Source organism: Pseudonocardia thermophila (genome assembly GCF_900142365.1).
GTDB lineage: Bacteria > Actinomycetota > Actinomycetes > Mycobacteriales > Pseudonocardiaceae > Pseudonocardia > Pseudonocardia thermophila.
In genome coordinates, this window is sequence record NZ_FRAP01000024.1 from 75,646 (window position 1) to 91,757 (window position 16,112).

The window sequence follows — 16,112 nt, forward strand, 5'->3', positions numbered from 1 at the left end:
CCGCAGATCAGCCGCAGTGGTCCTCGTGGTGGGCGTGCGCGTGCGCCTCGACCTGCAGCGTCGTGTGCACCACCCCGAACCGTTCCCGCAGCATCGCGCCGGCGTGGTCGAGCACGGACCCCTCGCCGCAGCCGGTGCGCGCCGCGGGCGTGACGACGACGTGCGCGGACATGGCGGGCCGCCGGTCGTTGATCGCCCAGACGTGCAGGTCGTGCACCCCGGCGACGCCGGGCACGGCGAGCAGCGCGGCCTTCACCTCGGCCACGTCGATGTGCCGGGGCGCGCCCTCCAGCAGCACGTGCCAGACCTCGCGCAGCAGCGTGACCGCGCGCGGCAGGATCAGCGCGGCGATGAGCAGCGACGCGACCGTGTCGGCGTAGGGCCAGCCGGTCGTCATCAGCACGACCGCGGCGAGGATGACGCCGACCGAACCGAGCGCGTCGCCGAGGACGTGCAGCGCTGCGCCGCGCAGGTTCATGTTGCGCCGGTCGCCGCCGGCGAGGACGACCAGCGAGATCACGTTGCCGACCAGGCCCAGTGCACCGATGAGCAGCATCGGCAGGCCGGGCACCTCGGCGGGTTCGACGAGGCGGCCGACGCCCTCGGCCACCACCCACACCACGACGACGACGAGGGCGAGCGCGTTGAGACCGGCGACGAGCACCTCGACGCGGCCGAGTCCGTAGGTGCGCTCCATGCTCGCCGGCCGTCCCGCGAGCGCGGCGGCGATCAGCGCGGCGACGAGCGCACCGGCGTCCGTGAGCAGGTGGCCCAGGTCGGCGAGCAGGGCCAGCGAGCCGGTGAGCGCGGCGCCGATCGCGCCCAGCACCGTGGCGGCAACGGTGACCGCCAGCGCGACGGCGAGTCGTCGCCGATCACCGCCGGCGTGTCCGTGTCCGTGCCCGTGGCCCATGCCGCCACTAAAACATGCATGAGTGCGCATGTCTAGCTGAGGGTGCCCTAACCCTCCGGTGGGAGGGTTTCGCCCGTGCCTCCCGGGGAACCCGGCACGACATGGGACTCGACGACAAGATCCGCAACAAGGCCGAGGAGATCAAGGGCGAGGCCAAGGAGGGCTACGGCAAGGCGGCCGGCGACCCGGCGTACGAGGCCGAGGGCAAGGGCGATCAGGCCGAAGCCAACCTCAAGCAGGCCGGGGAGAAGCTGAAGGACACCGTGAAGTCCGTGCTGGGCCGCGGCAAGACCTGAGACGAGACCTGATCAGCCGGAGCCGGCCGGGCTCCGACCCTCTCGACGAACGGCACTCTCGTCAGCGATGGTGCTGACGAGAGTGCCGTTCGTCAGCTCTCCCGGCGCGCACATCGGGCGAGTGGTCGGGCCGGGGGGGCTCACAGGCCGAGCGCCAGCACCCCGATCGCTGCTCCCGCCGCCACGACCGCGGCCGCACCGATTCCCCGCCCCGGCGTACCGCGTTCCTGCCCCGGCCCCGCCTCGCGTCGGCGCCGGGCGACGAACAGCCCCGCCCCGACGAGCGCGATCCCCAGCACGAGCAGCACGAACGCCACGGCGAGCGCGTCGGGGAACCAGTCGGCCACCACCCGCGGCACGACGATCAGCGTCGCCACCGCGCCGACGCCGAGCAGCACCAGGTCCCGCTCCAGCACCCCGCCGACGACGAGCAGCGCCGCGGAGGCGATCGCGAGGGTCGCGCCCCAGCCGCTGTCGGCGACGACCGTGGCGCCGACGATCACCGGCACCGACCCGCACACGTAGGCCGCGGCGCGCGGTCCCACGACCCGGCCCCAGCCGAGCAGCATCCAGGCCAGGCCGACGCCCCACACCGCGAGCCACGGCGGCTCCCCGGCCTCGCCGGGCAGCAGCGCCGCGGCGGCCGCGACGGCGACCACGACCGCGACGATGAACGCCGCGTGCAGCGGGATCGCCCGGTGGAGGCGCCAGAGGACGGCGGCGTAGACCGCAGCGCCGCCCGCCGCCAGCAGGGCGACGACCTCGCCGTCGAGGTCCAGCACCTCGTCGGCGAACAGCCCGACCGCCCCGGACAGCGCCGCCACCGACAGCAGCCACACCACCGCGCGCAGCCGGCCGGACGCCCCGATGTGCGGCGACGGCGCCAGGAGGCCCGCGACGAGCAGCACGACCGCCGCGCCGGCCGCCACGGCCAGCCGACCACCGGTGCCCAGCTCGTCCCAGAACCGGCCGGTGAGCGTGATCACGGCGACCAGCACCAGTATCCCGCCCACGTAGCCGAGCGCCTCGGCGAGCAGGGACGAGCGCGGCGGGGCGGGCCGGGCGGCCTCGGCGGCGCGGATCGCCTCGGCCTGGGCCGGTTCGATGAGGCCGGCCGCCACCCAGCGGTCGAGCGCGTCGTCGAGCGACGAGGGATTCGCCATCCCCGGACCGTATCGGGCGGGCTCGCGCGTCAGCGCTTGACCGCTCGGGTGAAGTTCTCCGGGACGATGATGTCGTCGGGCACCAGCTCGTGGATGGACGAACGGCCCAGCCCGAGCAGCGCCTCGTCGATGCCGCTGCGCAGGATCTGCAGCACGTTCGACACGCCCGCCTCCCCGTTGGCGGCCATGCCCCACAGGTACGCGCGGCCGATCATGACCGCCCGCGCACCGAGGGCGAGCGCCTTCACGACGTCGCTGCCCCGGCGGATGCCGCCGTCGAGCAGGATCTCGACCTGGTCGCCGACCGCGTCGGCGATCGCCGGGAGCGCCCGGATCGACGCCGGCGTGCCGTCGAGGTTGTTGCCGCCGTGGTTGGACACCGAGATCGCGGTGGCCCCGATGTCGACGGCGCGGCGCGCGTCGTCGGGGTGCATGATCCCCTTCACGGCGAACGGGCCGCCCCACTGCTCGCGCAGCCAGCGGATGTCCTCCCAGGTCGGCAGCGGGGTGGTCATCCACTGGTAGTAGGCGCCGAAGAAGGTGGGCGCCTCCTCACCGGGGCCGGCCAGGTTCGGGGTGGTCAGGTCGGGCAGCTTGCCGCTGCGCACCCAGTCCAGCAGGTACTTCGGTCGGGTGATGCCCTCGGGGGCGAACTTCAGCAGCGCCTTGAGGTCGAGCTTCTCCGGGATGTAGGGGCTGCCCCAGTCGCGGCGGGTGGCGAACGTCCAGTCCAGGGTGATGATCAGCCCCTTCGCGCCGGCGGCGCGGGCCCGCTCGGCGCGCTGCAGGATCGCGTCGCGCCCGCCGACCCAGTACGTCTGGAAGAACAGCTTCGGGTTGGCCGCGGCGACCTCCTCCACGGGCTTCGACGCGAACGACGACAGCCCCATCGCGGTGCCGGCCGCGGCGGCGGCGCGAGCCACCGCGACCTCGCCCTCGGGGTGCACGGCCTGCACGCCCGTCGGGGAGATCAGCACCGGCATGGAGATCTCCTGCCCCATGACCGTGGTCGCCTGGTTCCGCTCGGCCGGCAGGTCGGCGATGTGCGGGCGGAAACCGAGCTCGTCGAAGGCGCGGACGTTGTCGTTCATCGTCACGCCTCGTTCCGAGCCGGCGACCAGCGCCATGTAGACCGACCGCGGCAGGCGCTTCTTCGCCCGCCGCTGGGCCTCGGCGACCGTCTCGAACCACTCCTTCGTGCTGGCCATCGCCAGGACCTCCCGTGTGCGGTGCGGGTGCGCGAGCGCGCGTTCCGGCCGGAGCCTAGTGCCCGGACGGGCACTGGTGCGCCAATTATGGCACCAAGTGCCCAAATGTAGGGGAGGCCGCCCCGCCGGTCGTACAGGGTGGCCCGGCCCACATCGCCGCAGGCGCGTCGAGAACGGAGCTGCGGTGATCAACGAGGCGATCCGATCACAGCAACCTCGTTCTCGACGGAAATCTGGTTGCCCGGCCGGCACCGCCGCCCGTACCGTCCCGATCGTGCTCTTCAGCTGACGCCGCCACCACCTCTGCCGACGTCCCTTCAGCGCTGGAGCACGCCCATGCCATCCACGGCGGTCGTCTGCCGCGATCTCTCCTTCTCCTGGCCCGACGGCACGGTCGTCCTCGACGGCCTCGATCTCGCCCTCGACGGCGGCCGCACCGGCCTCGTCGGCGCCAACGGCAGCGGGAAGTCCACGCTGCTCCGGCTCATCGCCGGTGAGCTGACGCCGGCCGGCGGCGAGATCAGCGTCGCGGGCGGCGTCGGGTACCTGCCGCAGACCGTCACCCTCGACACCGGCGCCAGCGTGGCCGACCTGCTCGGCATCTCCGAGCGACTGGCCGCGATCGCCGCCGTCGAGGCCGGTGACGCGTCGGCCGAGAACCTCGCCGTCGTCGACGACGACTGGCTGGTCGAGGAGCGGGCGCGCGCCGTGCTCGACCGGCTCGGTCTGCCGGTCGGGCTCGACCGCAGCGTCGGCACGCTCTCCGGCGGCGAGGCCGTGCTCGCGGCGCTGGCCGGGCTGCTCGTCGATCCACCGGAGATCACCCTGCTCGACGAGCCCACCAACAACCTCGACGAACCCGCCCGGGAACGACTCCACGCGGCGGTGGACAACTGGCCCGGCACGCTGGTCGTCGTCTCGCACGACCGCGAGCTGCTCGAGCACGTCGACCGGATCGTCGAGCTGCGCGCCGGCGCAGCCCGCACCTTCACCGGCACGTTCCGCGACTACACCGCCGCGCTCGAGGCCGAGCAGGAGGCGGCCCGGCGGATGCTGCGGGTGGCCGAGGCCGACCTGGCGCGCGAGAAGCGGCAGCGCGCCGCAGCGGAGATCGCCCTCGCCCGCCGCAAGCGCTACGCCGACAAAGCCTTCGCCAACAAGCGCATGCCGAAGGTGGTCATGAACCTGCGCCGCGCCGAGGCTCAGGTCTCGGCCGGCAAGTACCGCAACCTGCACGACGCCCGGCTGGACGAGGCCCGCGCGGCGCTCGCCGAGGCGGAGGCCGCCGTCCGCGACGACGACCGCATCCGCATCGATCTACCGGCCACCGCGGTGCCCGCCGGGCGGATCGTGGCCGATCTGGCCGGGTTCACCGTGCGCGGGCCGGAGCGGATCGGCGTCGTGGGCCGCAACGGCGCGGGCAAGACGACGCTGCTGCGCGCGATCCACGCGGCCGCCGCCGTCCCGGTCGGGTACCTGCCGCAGCGGCTCGACGTGCTCGACGACGACCGCTCGGTGCTGGACAACGTCCGCGCCGCCGCCCCCACCGCCACACCGCAGCACGTGCGGGCGCAGCTGGCGCGCTTCCTCGTCCGCGGCGCGGACGTCGACCGCCCGGCCGGAACGCTGTCCGGCGGCGAGCGGTTCCGGGTGTGCCTCGCCCGGCTGCTGCTCGCCGACCCGGCACCGCAGCTGCTGCTGCTCGACGAGCCGACGAACAACCTCGACCTCGACAGCGTCGCCCAACTCGTCGCCGCGCTCTCCGGCTACCGGGGTGCGCTCGTCGTGGCGACGCACGACCGGCACCTGTTGGCCGACATCGGGGTGGACCGCGTGCACCGGGTCGAGCGTCCGTGACGGGAGCGACGTCGGTGGCGCCCCCGCCACGGGTCCGGCGAGCGGGCCGCCGGAGGTCAGCGCGGCTTGCGCCGCAGACGCAGCGACACGACGTGCCACCGGCACGCCGCCGATGCCGGGTCGGCCGCGATCCGCGCGGCGAGACCGCCGTAGAAGGCCTCGAGGATCTCCGTGCGCTGCTGGTCGGTCCGGTCCGGGTCCAGCCAGCGGAAGAACGGCCGCTCGGTGACCGCGCGTACGAACGGCAGGTAGCGCTCGGCGAAGGCCGCCCCGTCGGCGGTACCGCCGTAGGTCTCGGCGTCGTCGGTGTGGGACAGCTCGGTCGCGAGCAGGTCGAACCCGCACTCCGCCACCGGCGCCGTCCACTCGGCGGGCGTTCGGTTGTAGGTGGGGTAGACGATCCGCTCCGACTCCTGCGGCCGCAGGGTGCCGGCCGCGACGAGGGCGGCCAGCTCCTCGTCGATCATCGTGAACAGGCCCTCGGCGCCCGATGTCCCGTCGGGCCGCGACGCGCCGGCCACGATCACCAACTCGCCACCGTCGACGAGCTCGCGGGCGCGCTCGGCGAGGAACAGCCGCCAGTCCTGCTCGGCACGCGCGCGGAACGGCTCCACCTGCTCCGCGCTCATCAGGTTCGGGTAGGTGCGGCCGGGCACCCCCGCCGGGGACTCGCTGAGCCAGTGCAGGGTGATCGCGCTCCAGCCGAGGTGCAGCCGCCGATCGGGGAACAGCGGCCCGTACAGCGTCCGACCGACGACGTACGGGTAGACGCCGGTGCGCCCGGCCGGGTACCCGTCAGGGCTCTCGAGCAGGGCGAACAGCGGGCCGAAGTCGTTCTCCGGCAGGTCGGTGTGGGCCACCTCGACGGGGACGGCGCCGTTCCGGGCCCGGATCGCGTCGACGGCGGCGGCCATCGGGGCCATCTCGTTCGCGCCGCCCGCGCACCCGAAGTCCCCGATCAGCAGCGGGGTGGGTGCCTCGGGGAGCGGGACGGCGGTCGCGGCCTCGACGAGCCAGGCGTCCGCGGCCCGCGCCGCGGCCCGCTGCGGTTGGGAGTGGCGGCTGTAGAAGCCTCCGCCCAGCATCACGCTCTCCGGTACGGCACCCACGGGCGGGACCGTAGCGCCGGTCACCGCCCCTGCCGATTACGATCCGGTCACGGTCGTTGCAGCGTCACGCACCGCTTTCCCCACCGCCGGTGATCACGCCCAGCCGGGCCGCACCAACCCGCTCTCGTAGGCCAGCACCACCAGCTGCGCGCGGTCCCGCACACCCAGCTTCACCATCGCTCGGCTGACGTGCGTCTTCGCCGTCGCGGGGCTGACGAACAACTGCTCGGCGATCTCGTCGTTGCTCCGGCCCGCCGCGACGTGGGTCACGACCTCCCGCTCCCGCTCGGTGAGCGTCTCCATGAGCGCGACCAGCTTCCGGTCCGGCCGCGCGGTGCGGGTCCGCGCGGCGAACTCCTCGATGAGCGTGCGGGTGACCGCGGGCGCGAGCAGCGCGTCGCCGCGCTGCACCACGCGGATGGCGTGCACCAGCTCAGCGGGCTCGATGTCCTTCACCAGGAACCCGCTCGCCCCGAACCGGATCGCGTCGAACACGTAGGCGTCCTCTGTGAACGTGGTCAGCACGACCACCTTCACATCGGCGAGCACGGGATCGGCGGCGATCTCGCGGGTGGCGGTGAGCCCGTCGGTGCCGGGCATGCGGATGTCCATGAGCACGACGTCGGGCCGGTGCTCGCGGGCCAGCCGCACCGCGGCGGCCCCGTCCTCGGCCTCGGCGACGACCCGCATGTCCGGCTGCGGGGCCAGCAGTGCCCGGAACCCGGCCCGCACCAGGGCCTGGTCGTCGGCGAGCAGCACCCCGATCACGCCTCGTCCCCCTCCCGACGGGCAGCGTGGCCCGCACCCGGAACCCGCGCCCCGGCAGCGGACCGGCCTCCATCGAACCACCGAGCGCGTTCGCCCGCTCCCGCATGCCCGCGATGCCGCTCCCGCCGGTCTCCCCCGCCGCCGCGCCCGCGCCGTCGTCGTCGATCTGCACGACCAGCGCGTCCTCGGCGTAGGTGAGCCGCACCCGGGCGGTGGTGGCCGGCCCGGCGTGGCGGCGCACGTTGGTCAGCGCCTCCTGCACGATCCGGTACGCCGCGAGGTCGACGCTCGGCGGCACCGGCCGCTCCTCCCCCGCCACGATCAGCTCGACGGGCAGCCCGGCCGCGCGGACCTCACCGATCAGCGCATCGAGCCGATCGATGCCGGGCACCGGATGGTGCGGCGGCGGTTCGTCCACCGCGCGCAGCACGCCGAGGGTGGCCCGCATCTCCCGCAGCAGCTCCTTGCTCGACTGCTTGATCGCCGCGAGCGCGGTGCGAGCCTGCTCGGGATCCTCGTCGAGCAGGTAGAGCGCCACCCCGGCCTGCACGTTGATCAGCGACACGTGGTGGCCGAGCACGTCGTGCAGCTCCTGCGCGATGCGCAACCGCTCCTGCACGCCGCGGTGCCGCTCGGCCTCCGCGGCCGCGGCGGCGGCGTGCGCGGCGCGCTCCCGGCGCGCGCGGATCCCCTCGCTCGCGGCGATCACGGCGGTCAACACGGCCAGCCAGAACGCCGCGCCCGACCCCACTGCGCCCGACCACGAGGAATCCCCGCCGGTGCGGACCAGGTGGTACCCGACGAGCACGATGTACGTCCCGCCGACGATCGGGTAGACGACCCGGCGATGCCCGGCCAGCACCGCGGACACCAGTCCGACGAACAGCGGCAGCAGCACCGGCCCGTAGGCGTAGCCGAGCAGGAACCACGCGACGGTCGCCGCCGCGATCACCCCGAGGGCCACCCGCCGGTCGGCCGCCCGGAACACCAGCGCCACCGGGCCGACGAGGAGCAGCAGCACACCCACCGTGTCGAGGGGCCGGAACCCGGCGAAGCGCGCGGAGGCGAACACCGAGCCGGCGACGGTCACGATCCCGACCACCGCCGGCAGCACGACGGTCGGGAGCAGCCCCTCCCACCAGGGCGGTCGCCGGATCTGCACGAGTGCCACCGTAGGGGCGGGCCCGCCGTCCAGCGTCCCGCGCAGGGCGCAGATGCACCTACCGCGCCGGACGTACGCCGGGCCGCAGGGGTGTCGCCCCGCAGCCGACGCCCGAGAACGCCCGAGCACGGAGCATGGCGGCATGAACGCAGAACCCGTGAACACCGAGCAGGTCAACACCGAGCACGTGAACACCGCACCCGGGAACACCGAACAGCGGGTCCGCATCGGCGACGCCGAGCGCGAGCAGGCCGCGGCCCGGCTGCGGGAAGCCGTCGGGGCCGGATACCTCACGGTCGGCGAGGCCGACGAGCGGCTCGCGGCCGCCTACGCCGCGACCACCCGGGCCGAGCTGGACCGGCTCACCGCGGACCTCCCCGCGCCGGCGTCCACGACGGTCCCGCTCGGTCCCGGGGGGCTCACTCCGGCCGCCCGGCGGAGGCTGGCGATCCACGCCGCGATCATCGGAGTGCTCCTCGCGGGCGTCGCCGTGCGGTGGGTGCTCGTCGGCGGGCCGTTCTTCTGGCCGATCGGACCGCTCGTGTTCCTGCTCGGCACACTGGCCCTGCACTACGCGCTGGCGCGCCGCCCCACGTGGTCGGAGCTGGCCCAGTCCGCCAGCCGGGGAACGACCGCCGCGTAGAGATCGGGATCGAGGCCCATGCCGGTGTGGGTGGAGGAGATCTCGACGCACTCGGCGTGCGGATCGCACGACGACCGCCAGGCGACCACCCCGTCGGCCTTGGAGTACAGCGACAGCGCCGGCACGTCGACGGGGCGTTCCAATGCCGCCGCGGCGGTGTCGTGGCAGTCGCCGGTGAGGCAGTCGGCGTCGAGCACGGGCAGGCCCAGCGCGGCGGCGCGCGGCAGCCAGCGGGCCAGCCGGGCGGCCATGCCGTTCAGCTCCAGCGGCGGCACCACGGGGCTGCCGAACATCACCAGCCCGCGCAGCAGGTCGGGACGGCGCGCCGCGAGGAGCCGGCCGAGCTGGCCGCCGCGGCTGTGGCCCAGCACGACGACGGGTCCGCCGGTGGCCCCGACGTGCCGCTCGACGACGGCCTCGAGGTGGCCGACCAGCTGCGAGGTGCAGCCGATCACCCCGGCCAGGCCCGCGCCGGCCGGGCGGTACCCCCAGCGCTGCAGCCAGCGGTGCATCACGGCCATGCTCGCGTCGATGCCGCCGAGGCCGGGCACGACGACCGCGCCCGTGCCGCGGCCGACGTCGTGCGCGGCCCGCCACACAGGGTGGGCGAGGAGGGTCCGCCGGCCGATCCCGGCCACCGGGGCCAGCATCCGCACCCGGTCGTGCGCCGCCGCGGGCACGCGCGACAGCGCGGACAGCAGCGGGAAACCGGCGGCCGTCGTCTCGTCGGCGGTCATGGCTCACCGTCCCGGTAGGGAACCGGGATGCCGCCCCGGTTCGGTCACAGTGGACGTACCCGGCCGGGCGGTGGGGAAACCAGCGCGTCGGGGTGCAGCGCCCAGGCGAGCGCCTCGATGCCGTCGACCAGCCGCGGACCCGCGCGGACGACGTAGGAAGCGGAGTCGATCGCGACGATCCGCCGCCCCGGCAGCCGCTCCCGCACCGTCGCCGCCTGCGCGACGGCGGCGTCGAGGCCGTACCCGCACGGCGCCACCACGATGACGTCGGCCGGAGCGGCAGCCAGCTCGTCCCACGTCGTGGCCGCGGACCGGCCGCCCTCGGCACCGAGGACCGGCTCGCCGCCGGCGCGGCGCACGAGCTCGGGCACCCAGTGGCCGGCGAGGAACGGCGGATCGGTCCACTCCAGCACGAGCACCCGCGGCCGGGCCCGGTCGGCGACGGTGCGCTCGATCGCCGCCAGGCGCCGCTCCAGATCGGCGACGAGCCGCTCCCCCGCTGCGGGCCGCCCGGCGCGCCGGGCGATCTCGGCGATGCCGGCGAGCACCTCGGGCACCGTGTGCGGGTCGTGCTGCACGACGTCGGCGGTGCAGCCGATCGCGGCCAACGCGTCGGTGACGGTGGCGGCGGGCAGCGCGCAGATGCGGCACAGGTCCTGGGTGAGGATCAGCTCGGGCCGCAGCCGGGCCAGCGCAGCGGTGTCCAGCTCGTACATCGGCAGGCCGCGGGCGGCGCGGTCGCGCACCACCGCGTCGATGCCCGCGGGATCCAGGCCCGGCGGCAGCGCGGTGTCGACGACGACCGCGGCCCGCTCGCGGATCCCGGCGGGTTCGTCGCACTCGAAGGTGACGGCGACCAGCTCGTCCGCCAGGCCCAGGGCACCGACGATCTCGGTGGTGGCCGGCAGGAGCGACGCGATGCGCACGCCGCCGAGGGTAGGCGAGCTCAGCCGAGCGGGCCCAGGGTGAGCACCCCGATGACGAACAGCACCACGGTCACCAGGAACAGCAGGGACACGATCGGCCCGGCCCACGTGGTGGAGACCAGGGGCGGCGCCGCGTTGCCGGTGCGCCCGTCGTCCGAGGAGGGGGACCCGGGGGTGACGGCGCTCATACCCTTCTGTTCGCCGGTCAAGCCAGGACCGTTACCGGATCGTCGCCCGATCGTCGGCGCGGCATGCTTGTCGGATGCCGGAGATCGTGTGTGTGCGAGGCGACATCACCGAGGCCGTCGTCGACGCCGTGGTCAACGCCGCCAACTCCAGCCTCCTCGGCGGAGGGGGCGTCGACGGCGCGATCCACCGCCGCGGCGGACCGGAGATCCTGGCCGCCTGCAAGGAGCTGCGCGCCGGCCCGTACAAGGCCGGGCTGCCGACCGGGCAGGCCGTGGCCACCACCGCCGGCCGGCTCCCGGCGCGCTGGGTGATCCACACCGTCGGCCCCGTGTACTCCCGTCAGGAGGACCGCTCTCACCTGCTGGCCTCCTGCTACCGCGAGTCGCTGCGGGTGGCCGACGAGCTCGGCGCGGCCACGGTCGCGTTCCCCGCGGTCTCGGCCGGGGTCTACGGCTGGCCGATGGACGACGCGGCCCGCATCGCCGTCACCGCGGTGCGGGACACGCCGACGTCGGTGAGCGAGGTCCGGTTCGTGCTGTTCACCGACGACGCGCTGGCCGCGTTCACCGCGGTCGCGGGCTGACCGGGTGCCGCCCGATGAGGCGGGGTGGGGAAACCCCCACCCCGCTGAGGGGTCTCCCGGAGAGCGGGGAACGCCGGTAACCGGCAAGCTCAGGGCATGACGATCGCGCACGCCCCGCCCCGCTCCCTCGCCCCGGCCCGGCCCGCACTGGCCGGATTCGCCGTCGCGGGGGCCATCCTCGTGGCGCTCGACGTGCGCAGCCCGGCCATGGTGCTCACCCAGACGATCAGCACGCACGCCACGACGGCGGCCCGGCTCGCGTTCGTGGTCGCGCTGCTCGCGAGCTGCGCGGGGGTGGCCGTCGCGCTCGGCCGGGCGTGGCGTCAGGTGACCGCCGGACGCGCCACCGACCTGCTGCTCCTGTCCCTCTGGCCGGTCGGGATGGGCATCGCGTCGTTCTTCGACCAGAACACGCAGTCGTGGACGGGCACGGTGCACAACGTGGCCGTCGGAGCCGCGATCGTCGGGGTCCACCTGGCCGCGCTGCGCACCCGGAACCGGCCGCTGATGGCGCTCACCGCGGTGGGCGCCGCCACCATGGCCGGCCTGCTGGTGCTGATCGGGTTGCACGTGCTCGGCGTGCCGGACGTGCCCGTCGGGGTCGTCGAGCGGGTGCTGGTGGTGATCTGCGTGGTGCTGGTGGTGGCCACGCTGAAGGTCCGCCGGTCCCCGCAGGCGGCTGATCAGCTCCCGGCGATGTTCACCATCCAGGAGACCCCGAACCGGTCGGTGAACATCCCGAAGGTGTCGCCCCACGGCGCCTTCTCCAGCGGGACGACGATCGACCCACCGGCCGACAGCCCGTCCCAGAAGCGGCGCAGCTGATCCTCGTCGTCACCGGACAGGGAGACCGTGCCGTTCGGCGAGATCTCCATCGAGGCGGGGACGTCGGCAGCCATCAGTGTGAGGTCCGGCCCCGCCAGGATCTGCGCGTGCATCACCTTGTGCTGCTCGTCCTCGCCCAGGCCCATGCCACCCGCCTCGGCGAACGTGGTGATCGTGAGCTCGCCGCCGAGCACGGAGTGGTAGAACTCCATGGCCTCCTTCGCCTGGTCGCGGAAGTTCAGGTACGGGTTCAGCCTCGTCGCCATGCCGGCGCAGAGTAGACCCGGTGCCGACGGACCGCAGACCCTGGCCAGAGGTCCTGGCCGATCACCGGCAGCTCCCGGGGAACGAGGGCGCGAGCAACCGGAGGGGCCACGTCACCGGCTCGAGGGCGCGCGAGCCGGAGCACCGCAGGCACCGACCGTCAATCCAGGTTCCCGCGCTTCGCCTGCTCGCGCTCGATCGCCTCGAAGAGGGCCTTGAAGTTGCCCTTGCCGAACCCGAGCGAGCCGTGCCGTTCGATGAGCTCGAAGAACACGGTGGGTCGGTCGCCGAGGGGCTTGGTGAAGATCTGCAGGAGGTAGCCGTCCTCGTCGCGGTCGACGAGGATGCCGCGCTTCTGCAGCTCCTCGATCGGCACCCGGACCGCACCGATGCGGGCGCGCAGCTCGGGGTCCTCGTAGTAGGCGTCCGGCGTGGCGAGGAACTCCACACCGCGGGCGCGCAGGGCGTCGACGGCCGCGACGATGTCGTTCGTGGCGAGCGCGAGGTGCTGCACGCCGGGCCCGCAGTAGAAGTCGAGGTACTCGTCGATCTGGGAGCGCTTCCGGCCGGCGGCGGGCTCGTTGAGCGGGAACTTGACGCGGTGGTTGCCGCTCGCGACGACCTTGCTCATCAGCGCGGAGTACTCGGTGGCGATGTCGTCGCCGACGAACTCGGCCATGTTCGTGAAGCCCATGACCCGGCGGTAGAACTCCACCCACTCGTCCATGCGGCCCAGCTCGACGTTGCCGACGACGTGGTCGAGCGCCTGGAACAGCCGCTTCGGGCGGCCGAGGACGGACCGCCGCTCGACGTAGCCGGGCAGGTAGGGGCCGCTGTAGCGGGAGCGGTCGACGAGGGTGTGGCGGGTGTCGCCGTACGCGGCGAGGGCGGCCACGCGCACGGTGCCGTGCTCGTCGGTGAGATCGTGCGGTTCCTCCAGCACGACGGCCCCGTTCGCGCGGGCGTGGGCGATGCAGCGGTCGACGTCGGGCACCTCGAGCGCGACGTCGGCGACGCCGTCACCGTGGCGGCGATGGTGGTCGAGCAGCGGGCTGGCGGGATCCACGCCGCCCTTGACGACGAACCGGACGGCGCCTGAGCGCAGCACATAGGCGTGGTGGTCGCGGTTGCCGGTCTCGGGGCCGGAGTAGGCGACGAGCTCCATGCCGTAGACGAGCTGGAACATCTGCGCGGTCTGGGTCGCGTTGCCGACGATCCACATGACGGCGTCCCAGCCGACCACCGGGAACGGGTCGGCGGTGGGGTCGTGCTCCACGAGCCCCACGAGCTGTCGCAGCTGGTCGACGTCCAGCTCGGCGAGGCGTTCCTGACTGGTGAGGGTCTGCTCGATGCTCACGGGAACCTCCTCGGACACGTGATGCGGTGCAGGAAGGACACCTCTCTGCCTAGTTGGTCCGCAACAGAGGCACGGAGTGCTGATCGAACTGACCAGCTCACCGCGTGCTCGCGCAGCTGAGCTCGACAGTCTGCCTAGTTCGTGCGCACCGTCGCTGTTTGCACCACGACGGCACATCCGGCGAGGGAGGAGCCGGACCCGGTCGGCACATCCGGCGAGGGACGAGCCGGACCCGGTCGGCACATCCGGCGAGGGACGAGCCGGACCCGGTCGGCACATCCGGCGAGGGACGAGCCGGACCCGGTCGGCACATCCGGCGAGGGACGAGCCGGACCCGGTCGGCACATCCGGCGAGGGACGAGCCGGACCCGGTCGGCACAGTGCCGTTCGTCGAGCTTCCGCCCCTCCAGACGGAGCTGCCCGAGGGGAGAGTGGACCCGACCGCGCCCCGTCCAGCGGGCATAGGCTGCGGGCATCCCCCGCCACCGGACGAAGGAGTCGTCGATGACGTCGTTCAGCCCCGAGACCACCGCGTCCGTCGCGTTCGCCCGTCAGCACTCGATCGGTGATCTGCTGCGGCGCACGGCGCGTCGGTGTCCGGACAAGCTCGCGGTGGTCGACGGGGATCGGCGGGTCAGCTACGCGGAGTTCGACGCGGCGGTGAACCGGTGCGCGAACAACCTCGCCGCGGCCGGGCTGGTCAAGGGGGACCGGGTGGCGCTGCTGTCGCACAACTGCTGGCAGTTCGCCGTGCTCGCGTTCGCCACCGCGCGGCTGGGGGTGGTGTTGGTGCCGGTCAACTTCATGCTCAACGCCAGCGAGATCGCGTTCATCCTCGACCACAGCGGCGCCAGCACGTTCATCGCCGAGGATCTGCTGGTCACCACCGCCGAGCAGGCCATCGCCGAGACCGGCCGGGAGTTTCGGCGGGCGGTGATCCGGCTGGCCGGCACACCGGCACCGACCGGCTGGACCGACCTGGACACCTGGATCGACACCGGCGACGCCACCGAACCCGCCGTGGCGGTGGCCGACGACGACCCGCTGCGGTTGATGTACACCTCCGGCACCGAATCCCGCCCCAAAGGGGTGATGCTGACCTCGCGGTCGCTGATCGCCCAGTACGTGTCCTGCATCGTCGACGGCGGCATGAGCGCGGACGACATCGAGATCCACTCCCTGCCGATGTACCACTGCGCCCAGCTGGACTGCTTCTTCAGCGTCGACGTCTACCTGGGCGCGACCAGCATCATCCTGCCCAGCCCCGATCCCGCCCGGCTGCTGGAGACCATCGAGCGGGAACGGGTGACCAAGCTGTTCTGCCCACCCACCGTGTGGATCTCCCTGCTGCGGCACCCGGAGTTCGACACCCGCGACCTGTCCAGCCTGCGCAAGGGCTACTACGGCGCCTCCCCCATGCCGGTCGAGGTGCTCAAAGAACTCCAGCAGCGGCTGCCCGACGTGGCGCTGTGGAACTTCTACGGCCAGACCGAGATGGCCCCGGTCGCCACCATCCTGCAACCCCACGACCAACTCGCCCACGCCGGCTCCGCCGGCCGGCCCGCCCTCAACGTCGAAACCCGCGTCGTCGACGACGAGGGCAACGACGTCGCCCCGGGCGAGGTCGGCGAGATCGTGCACCGCTCCCCGCACGCCATGGCCGGCTACTACAACGACGAGGACAAGACCGCCGCCGCCTTCACCGGCGGCTGGTTCCACTCCGGCGACCTCGGCGTGATCGACGCCGACGGCTACCTGTCCGTGGTCGACCGCAAGAAGGACATGATCAAGACCGGCGGCGAGAACGTCGCCTCCCGCGAGGTCGAAGAAGCCCTCTACCAACTCGACGGCGTCGCCGAAGTCGCCGTGTTCGGCGTCCCCCACCCTCACTGGATCGAAGCCGTCACGGCCGTCATCGTCCCCAAACCCGGCGTCACCTTGACCAAAGACCACGTCGACGCCCACGCCCGCCGCGTCCTGGCCGGCTACAAACGCCCCAAGTACATCGTGTTCGCCGACACCCTGCCCAAGAACCCCAGCGGCAAGATCCTCAAGAAGGACCTCCGCACCCAGCACGCGAAGCTCGCCGAGCAGGAGTGACGGGCGCCGGGC

General features: G+C 73.5%; 15 protein-coding genes and 2 pseudogenes. 6 read left to right on the forward strand and 11 right to left on the reverse strand.

The genetic code is table 11. From position 1 onward, the window contains the following. Positions 1-7: 7 nt before the first annotated feature. A complete protein-coding gene (locus tag BUE41_RS25840; RefSeq protein WP_073459923.1) occupies positions 8-943 on the reverse strand; it encodes a cation diffusion facilitator family transporter in 936 nt (311 codons plus the stop codon). Between the two features lie 71 nt (positions 944-1,014). On the opposite strand from BUE41_RS25840, the gene BUE41_RS25845 reads away from it, so the two are divergent. Continuing rightward, on the forward strand, positions 1,015-1,209 hold the full coding sequence (locus BUE41_RS25845) for a CsbD family protein (protein WP_073459924.1): 195 nt from the start codon (positions 1,015-1,017) through the stop codon (positions 1,207-1,209). A gap of 140 nt (positions 1,210-1,349) precedes the next feature. On the opposite strand, the gene BUE41_RS25850 is transcribed toward BUE41_RS25845, so the two are convergent. Together BUE41_RS25850 and mftD are read right to left on the reverse strand one after the other, a co-directional pair. Further along, complete coding sequence (locus BUE41_RS25850) at positions 1,350-2,372, reverse strand: DUF2157 domain-containing protein (protein WP_073459925.1); 1,023 nt, start codon at positions 2,370-2,372, stop codon at positions 1,350-1,352. A 29-nt stretch (positions 2,373-2,401) separates the two neighbouring features. Then, a complete protein-coding gene (gene mftD / locus BUE41_RS25855) occupies positions 2,402-3,580 on the reverse strand; it encodes a pre-mycofactocin synthase MftD (protein ID WP_073459926.1) in 1,179 nt (392 codons plus the stop codon). Between the two features lie 336 nt (positions 3,581-3,916). Between mftD and BUE41_RS25860 the strand changes: the two genes are divergently transcribed. Next, the gene (locus tag BUE41_RS25860; RefSeq protein WP_073459927.1) at positions 3,917-5,437 is read left to right on the forward strand and encodes an ABC-F family ATP-binding cassette domain-containing protein; all 1,521 of its coding nucleotides are present in this window, start codon (positions 3,917-3,919) and stop codon (positions 5,435-5,437) included. A 56-nt stretch (positions 5,438-5,493) separates the two neighbouring features. Here the strand turns inward: BUE41_RS25860 and BUE41_RS25865 are convergent, their stop codons facing one another. The 3 genes and pseudogenes from BUE41_RS25865 to BUE41_RS32740 all read right to left on the reverse strand — a co-directional run. Then, positions 5,494-6,546 carry a class I SAM-dependent methyltransferase gene (locus tag BUE41_RS25865; RefSeq protein WP_143172358.1) on the reverse strand — a complete coding sequence of 351 codons (1,053 nt, stop codon included), beginning with the start codon at positions 6,544-6,546 and terminating at the stop codon, positions 5,494-5,496. A 93-nt stretch (positions 6,547-6,639) separates the two neighbouring features. Next, on the reverse strand, positions 6,640-7,314 hold the full coding sequence (locus BUE41_RS25870; protein ID WP_073459929.1) for a response regulator transcription factor: 675 nt from the start codon (positions 7,312-7,314) through the stop codon (positions 6,640-6,642). Between the two features lie 28 nt (positions 7,315-7,342). Continuing rightward, a pseudogene (locus BUE41_RS32740) lies at positions 7,343-8,704 on the reverse strand (sensor histidine kinase); the annotation flags it as partial. On the opposite strand from BUE41_RS32740, the gene BUE41_RS25880 reads away from it, so the two are divergent. After that, the gene (locus BUE41_RS25880) at positions 8,619-9,119 is read left to right on the forward strand and encodes a DUF1707 SHOCT-like domain-containing protein (RefSeq protein WP_084755849.1); all 501 of its coding nucleotides are present in this window, start codon (positions 8,619-8,621) and stop codon (positions 9,117-9,119) included. The pseudogene BUE41_RS32740 and the gene BUE41_RS25880 sit on opposite strands and share 86 nt — an antisense overlap. Here BUE41_RS25880 and BUE41_RS25885 read toward each other — a convergent pair. Genes BUE41_RS25885 through BUE41_RS30495 form a run of 3 tightly spaced genes read right to left on the reverse strand, consistent with a single transcriptional unit; the run spans position 9,047 to position 10,991 of the window. Then, a complete protein-coding gene (locus tag BUE41_RS25885; protein ID WP_084755851.1) occupies positions 9,047-9,856 on the reverse strand; it encodes an alpha/beta fold hydrolase in 810 nt (269 codons plus the stop codon). The two genes, BUE41_RS25880 and BUE41_RS25885, sit on opposite strands and share 73 nt — an antisense overlap. Positions 9,857-9,900: 44 nt before the next feature. Further along, complete coding sequence (locus BUE41_RS25890; protein WP_073459931.1) at positions 9,901-10,782, reverse strand: ABC transporter substrate-binding protein; 882 nt, start codon at positions 10,780-10,782, stop codon at positions 9,901-9,903. 20 nt (positions 10,783-10,802) lie between these two features. Next, on the reverse strand, positions 10,803-10,991 hold the full coding sequence (locus BUE41_RS30495) for a hypothetical protein (RefSeq protein ID WP_143172360.1): 189 nt from the start codon (positions 10,989-10,991) through the stop codon (positions 10,803-10,805). A 53-nt stretch (positions 10,992-11,044) separates the two neighbouring features. On the opposite strand from BUE41_RS30495, the gene BUE41_RS25895 reads away from it, so the two are divergent. Together BUE41_RS25895 and BUE41_RS32250 are read left to right on the forward strand one after the other, a co-directional pair. After that, positions 11,045-11,554 carry an O-acetyl-ADP-ribose deacetylase gene (locus BUE41_RS25895; protein ID WP_073459932.1) on the forward strand — a complete coding sequence of 170 codons (510 nt, stop codon included), beginning with the start codon at positions 11,045-11,047 and terminating at the stop codon, positions 11,552-11,554. A 96-nt stretch (positions 11,555-11,650) separates the two neighbouring features. After that, positions 11,651-12,193 (forward strand): annotated as a pseudogene (locus BUE41_RS32250) (DUF998 domain-containing protein); the annotation flags it as partial. Between the two features lie 44 nt (positions 12,194-12,237). Here BUE41_RS32250 and BUE41_RS25905 read toward each other — a convergent pair. After that, entirely contained in the window at positions 12,238-12,645 is a 408-nt protein-coding gene (locus BUE41_RS25905) for a VOC family protein (RefSeq protein WP_073459934.1), read from the reverse strand. Between the two features lie 158 nt (positions 12,646-12,803). After that, positions 12,804-13,994 (reverse strand): 4-hydroxyphenylpyruvate dioxygenase, encoded by a 1,191-nt coding sequence (hppD, locus tag BUE41_RS25910; RefSeq protein ID WP_200804113.1) that lies wholly within the window; start codon positions 13,992-13,994, stop codon positions 12,804-12,806. A gap of 510 nt (positions 13,995-14,504) precedes the next feature. Between hppD and BUE41_RS25915 the strand changes: the two genes are divergently transcribed. After that, positions 14,505-16,100: an acyl-CoA synthetase gene (locus BUE41_RS25915; protein ID WP_073459936.1), complete on the forward strand. Its 1,596-nt coding sequence runs from the start codon at positions 14,505-14,507 to the stop codon at positions 16,098-16,100. Positions 16,101-16,112: the final 12 nt, after the last annotated feature.

What these genes read in the sequence shown, in the direction of transcription:
- mftD (WP_073459926.1), bottom strand. Translation starts at nt 3,580, where the DNA reads ATGGCCAGCACGAAGGAGTGGTTCGAGACGGTCGCCGAGGCCCAGCGG.
- BUE41_RS25880 (WP_084755849.1), top strand. Translation starts at nt 8,619, where the DNA reads ATGAACGCAGAACCCGTGAACACCGAGCAGGTCAACACCGAGCACGTG.
- BUE41_RS25915 (WP_073459936.1), top strand. Translation starts at nt 14,505, where the DNA reads ATGACGTCGTTCAGCCCCGAGACCACCGCGTCCGTCGCGTTCGCCCGT.
- BUE41_RS25860 (WP_073459927.1), top strand. Translation starts at nt 3,917, where the DNA reads ATGCCATCCACGGCGGTCGTCTGCCGCGATCTCTCCTTCTCCTGGCCC.
- BUE41_RS25850 (WP_073459925.1), bottom strand. Translation starts at nt 2,372, where the DNA reads ATGGCGAATCCCTCGTCGCTCGACGACGCGCTCGACCGCTGGGTGGCG.
- BUE41_RS25885 (WP_084755851.1), bottom strand. Translation starts at nt 9,856, where the DNA reads ATGACCGCCGACGAGACGACGGCCGCCGGTTTCCCGCTGCTGTCCGCG.
- BUE41_RS25845 (WP_073459924.1), top strand. Translation starts at nt 1,015, where the DNA reads ATGGGACTCGACGACAAGATCCGCAACAAGGCCGAGGAGATCAAGGGC.
- BUE41_RS25840 (WP_073459923.1), bottom strand. Translation starts at nt 943, where the DNA reads ATGCGCACTCATGCATGTTTTAGTGGCGGCATGGGCCACGGGCACGGA.
- BUE41_RS25905 (WP_073459934.1), bottom strand. Translation starts at nt 12,645, where the DNA reads ATGGCGACGAGGCTGAACCCGTACCTGAACTTCCGCGACCAGGCGAAG.
- BUE41_RS25895 (WP_073459932.1), top strand. Translation starts at nt 11,045, where the DNA reads ATGCCGGAGATCGTGTGTGTGCGAGGCGACATCACCGAGGCCGTCGTC.